Consider the following 3,289-nt stretch of genomic DNA (forward strand, 5'->3'; position numbering starts at 1 on the left):
CGGGCCGCGACCGCCGCGTGGGTCAGCGCAGTCCGGTCGAGCGCCGCAGCGCCGCCTGCACCAGCCGGTCCACCAGCTCCGGGTAGCCGATGCCGGTGGCCTGCCACATCTGCGGGTACATCGAGATGGGCGTGAAGCCGGGCATCGTGTTGATCTCGTTGATCACGAAGTCGCCGTCCTCGGTGAGGAAGAAGTCCGCGCGGACCAGTCCCTCGCAGGAGGCCGCCTCGAACGCCTCCACCGCGAGCCGGCGCACCTCGGCCGTCTCCTCCTCGGTCAGCGGCGCGGGCACGATGCCGGGCGTGGAGTCGATGTACTTGGCCTCGAAGTCGTAGTACGCGTGCGCGTCGGGCGGCGGGATCTCGGCGGGCACCGAGGCGCGCGGGCCGTCCTCGAACTCCAGCACGCCGCACTCGATCTCACGGCCGCGCAGCGCCGCCTCGACGAGGATCTTCGGGTCGTGGCGCTGGGCCTCGGCGATCGCCTCGTCCAGCCCGGAGAGGTCGTCGACCTTGGTGATGCCGATCGAGGAGCCGGCCCGCGCGGGCTTCACGAACAGCGGCCAGCCGTGCTCGCCGGCGAAGTCGACGATCTTCTTGCGGGCGGCGGACTCGTCCCGCTGCCACTCGCGCGGCCGGATCACCACGTACGGGCCGACCTTGAGCCCGAAGGAGGTGAACACCCGCTTCATGTACTCCTTGTCCTGGCCGACGGCCGAGGCGAGCACGCCCGAGCCGACGTAGGGGACGCCGGAGAGCTCCAGCAGGCCCTGCAGGGTGCCGTCCTCGCCGTAGGGGCCGTGCAGCACCGGGAAGACCACGTCGACCTCGCCGAGCGCCTTGGGCACCGAGCCGGGCTCGCTGTAGACGACTTCGCGGCTGGCGGGGTCCACGGGGAGCACCACGCCGCCCTCCGTCGACTCGGCGAGCTGGTCGACGCTGGGGGTGCGGCGGTCGGTGATCGCCATGCGTTCCGGATCGTCGGCCGTGAGAGCCCAGCGGCCGTCCGCGGTGATGCCGATCGGCAGGACGTCGTACTGGGACCGGTCGATGGCCTTGAGGACGGCTCCGGCGGTGACCACGGAGATCCCGTGTTCGGAGCTGCGCCCGCCGAACACGACGGCCACCCGCGGCTTGCGCGGCGGCTGCTCGGGGCTCTGGGAGAGGTTCTCGGTGCTCATATCGCGACGAGAGTACCCGTTGGTAGAGCCGGGAGACAGCGCCCGCAACGCCGCGTGTGGGCCGGACGGAGGGGGGTCGTCGCTCAGCGTCGTTCGGGCTTCGCGCTGCGCGACATCAACTCCTCGAGGGCGACCGCGGGAGGCTTGCCCTCGTGCACGATGCCGACGACCGTCTCGGTGATCGGCATGTCGACGCCGTGCCGGCGGGCCAGGTCCAGCACCGACTCGCAGGACTTGACGCCCTCGGCGGTCTGCCGGGTGACCGCGATGGTCTCCTCCAGGGTCATGCCCTTGCCGAGGTTGGTGCCGAAGGTGTGGTTGCGCGACAGCGGCGAGGAGCAGGTGGCCACCAGGTCGCCCAGTCCCGCCAGTCCGGAGAAGGTCAGCGGGTCGGCGCCCAGCGCCACGCCGAGCCGGGTGGTCTCGGCGAGGCCGCGGGTGATGAGCGAGCCCTTGGCGTTGTCGCCGAGCCCCATGCCGTCCGCGATGCCGACGGCCAGCCCGATCACGTTCTTCACGGCGCCGCCCAGTTCGCAGCCGACGACGTCGGTGTTGGTGTACGGCCGGAAGTACGGCGTGTGGCAGGCGGTCTGGAGCCGCCGGGCGACGGCCTCGTCGGCGCAGGCGACCACGGCGGCGGCCGGCATGCGGGCGGCGATCTCGCGGGCCAGGTTGGGTCCGGTGACCACGGCGACGCGGTCGGCGCCCACCTCGGCGACGTCCTCGATCACCTCGCTCATGCGCATGGCGGAGCCGAGTTCGACGCCCTTCATCAGCGACACGAGGACCGTGCCGGGGGCGAGCAGCGGCGCCCACTCGGCGAGGTTGCCGCGCAGCGTCTGCGAGGGGACGGCGAGGACGGTGAAGTCGGCGTCGTGCGCGGCCTCGGCGGCGTCCGCCGTGGCCCGCAGGTTCTTCGGGAGTTCGATGCCGGGCAGGTAGTCGGGGTTGGTGCGGGTGGAGTTGACCGCCTCGGCGAGTTCGGGGCGCCGCCCCCACAGCACGACGTCGCAGCCCGTGTCGGCGAGGACCATGCCGAAGGCCGTGCCCCACGATCCGGTGCCGAAGACGGCCGCCTTGACCGGCTTGCTCACGTGCCCAGCCCCTCTTCCCGCGCGACGGCCCTGTTCTGCGCCTGCTCCGTCTCCACCGTCGGCGTCCCCGGCGACCGGGTGCCGCGCCGTCCCGTCCGCTGTCTCTGCGACCGGGTCCTGCGGCGCTGTTCGCTGCGCTCGCGACGCGGGTCGTAGGGCGTCCCGGGGGCCTTCTCGCCGCGGATCTCCTCCAGCTGGCGGGTGATGGCCGCCATGATCGCCTCGGTCGCCTCCTTGAGCAGTTCCGGGGTCATCTCCCGGTCGTAGAAGCGGTCCAGGTCCACCGGCGGTCCGGCGAGGACCCGGTGCGTCTTGCGCGGCAGGAGGTGCGGCTTCTTGGCGTACGGCGGCAGCACCTCGTTGGCGCCCCACTGGGCGACCGGGATCACGGGGCACTTGGTCTGCAGGGCGACGCGCGCGGCACCGGTCTTGCCGGTCATGGGCCAGCCGTCCGGGTCGCGGGTGAGGGTGCCCTCCGGGTAGAAGGCGACGCATTCCCCGCGCTCCACGGCGTCGATCGCCGCGCGGAAGGCGCTGAGCGCGTCCGTGCTCTCGCGGTAGACGGGGATCTGTCCGGTGCCGCGCATCGCGGCGCCGACGAATCCCTTCTTGAAAAGCCCACTCTTCGCCAGGAATCGCGGAACACGTCCGGTGTTGTACTGAAAGTGCGCATAGGCGAGGGGATCGATGTGCGAATTGTGGTTCACCGCGGTGATAAAGCCGCCCTCGGCCGGAATGTTCTCCATTCCACGCCAGTCCCGCTTGAGCAGAACCACCAGAGGCGGTTTGCAGATCACCGCGGCGAAGCGGTACCAGAAGCCGATTCTGCGGCGCGGCACAAGGACACCTTCCTCTTGGTCCTGTCTTTCGTATCACCCCGGGGCCACGGGCTCGGGCCGGAGGCCGGACGGGCCGCACAAGTGTCGCCCCGGGCCGCCGGTCTGTCGAGAACACCGTACGCCCGCCCGTCTTCCGTCACCGTCCCCGCAAGGGGCTCCGCCCCCCTCCCCCTGGC

At 71.7% G+C, this 3,289-nt stretch carries 3 protein-coding genes; all 3 read right to left on the reverse strand.

What is annotated here, in order from left to right:
• Window positions 1–22: 22 nt before the first annotated feature.
• The 3 genes from B7L92_RS24450 to B7L92_RS24460 all read right to left on the reverse strand — a co-directional run bounded on the left by B7L92_RS24450 (window position 23) and on the right by B7L92_RS24460 (window position 3,113).
• Window positions 23–1,180, reverse strand: coding sequence for a D-alanine--D-alanine ligase family protein (locus tag B7L92_RS24450; protein WP_081239584.1), 1,158 nt, complete (start codon window positions 1,178–1,180; stop codon window positions 23–25).
• An 83-nt stretch (window positions 1,181–1,263) separates the two neighbouring features.
• On the reverse strand, window positions 1,264–2,274 hold the full coding sequence (locus tag B7L92_RS24455; RefSeq protein ID WP_004983025.1) for an NAD(P)H-dependent glycerol-3-phosphate dehydrogenase: 1,011 nt from the start codon (window positions 2,272–2,274) through the stop codon (window positions 1,264–1,266).
• Window positions 2,271–3,113 (reverse strand): lysophospholipid acyltransferase family protein, encoded by an 843-nt coding sequence (locus B7L92_RS24460; RefSeq protein WP_081239585.1) that lies wholly within the window; start codon window positions 3,111–3,113, stop codon window positions 2,271–2,273. Before B7L92_RS24460 ends, B7L92_RS24455 begins: the two co-directional genes overlap by 4 nt.
• Between the last annotated feature and the right edge of the window lie 176 nt (window positions 3,114–3,289).

This window comes from Streptomyces viridosporus (assembly GCF_002078235.1).
Lineage (GTDB): Bacteria > Actinomycetota > Actinomycetes > Streptomycetales > Streptomycetaceae > Streptomyces > Streptomyces viridosporus.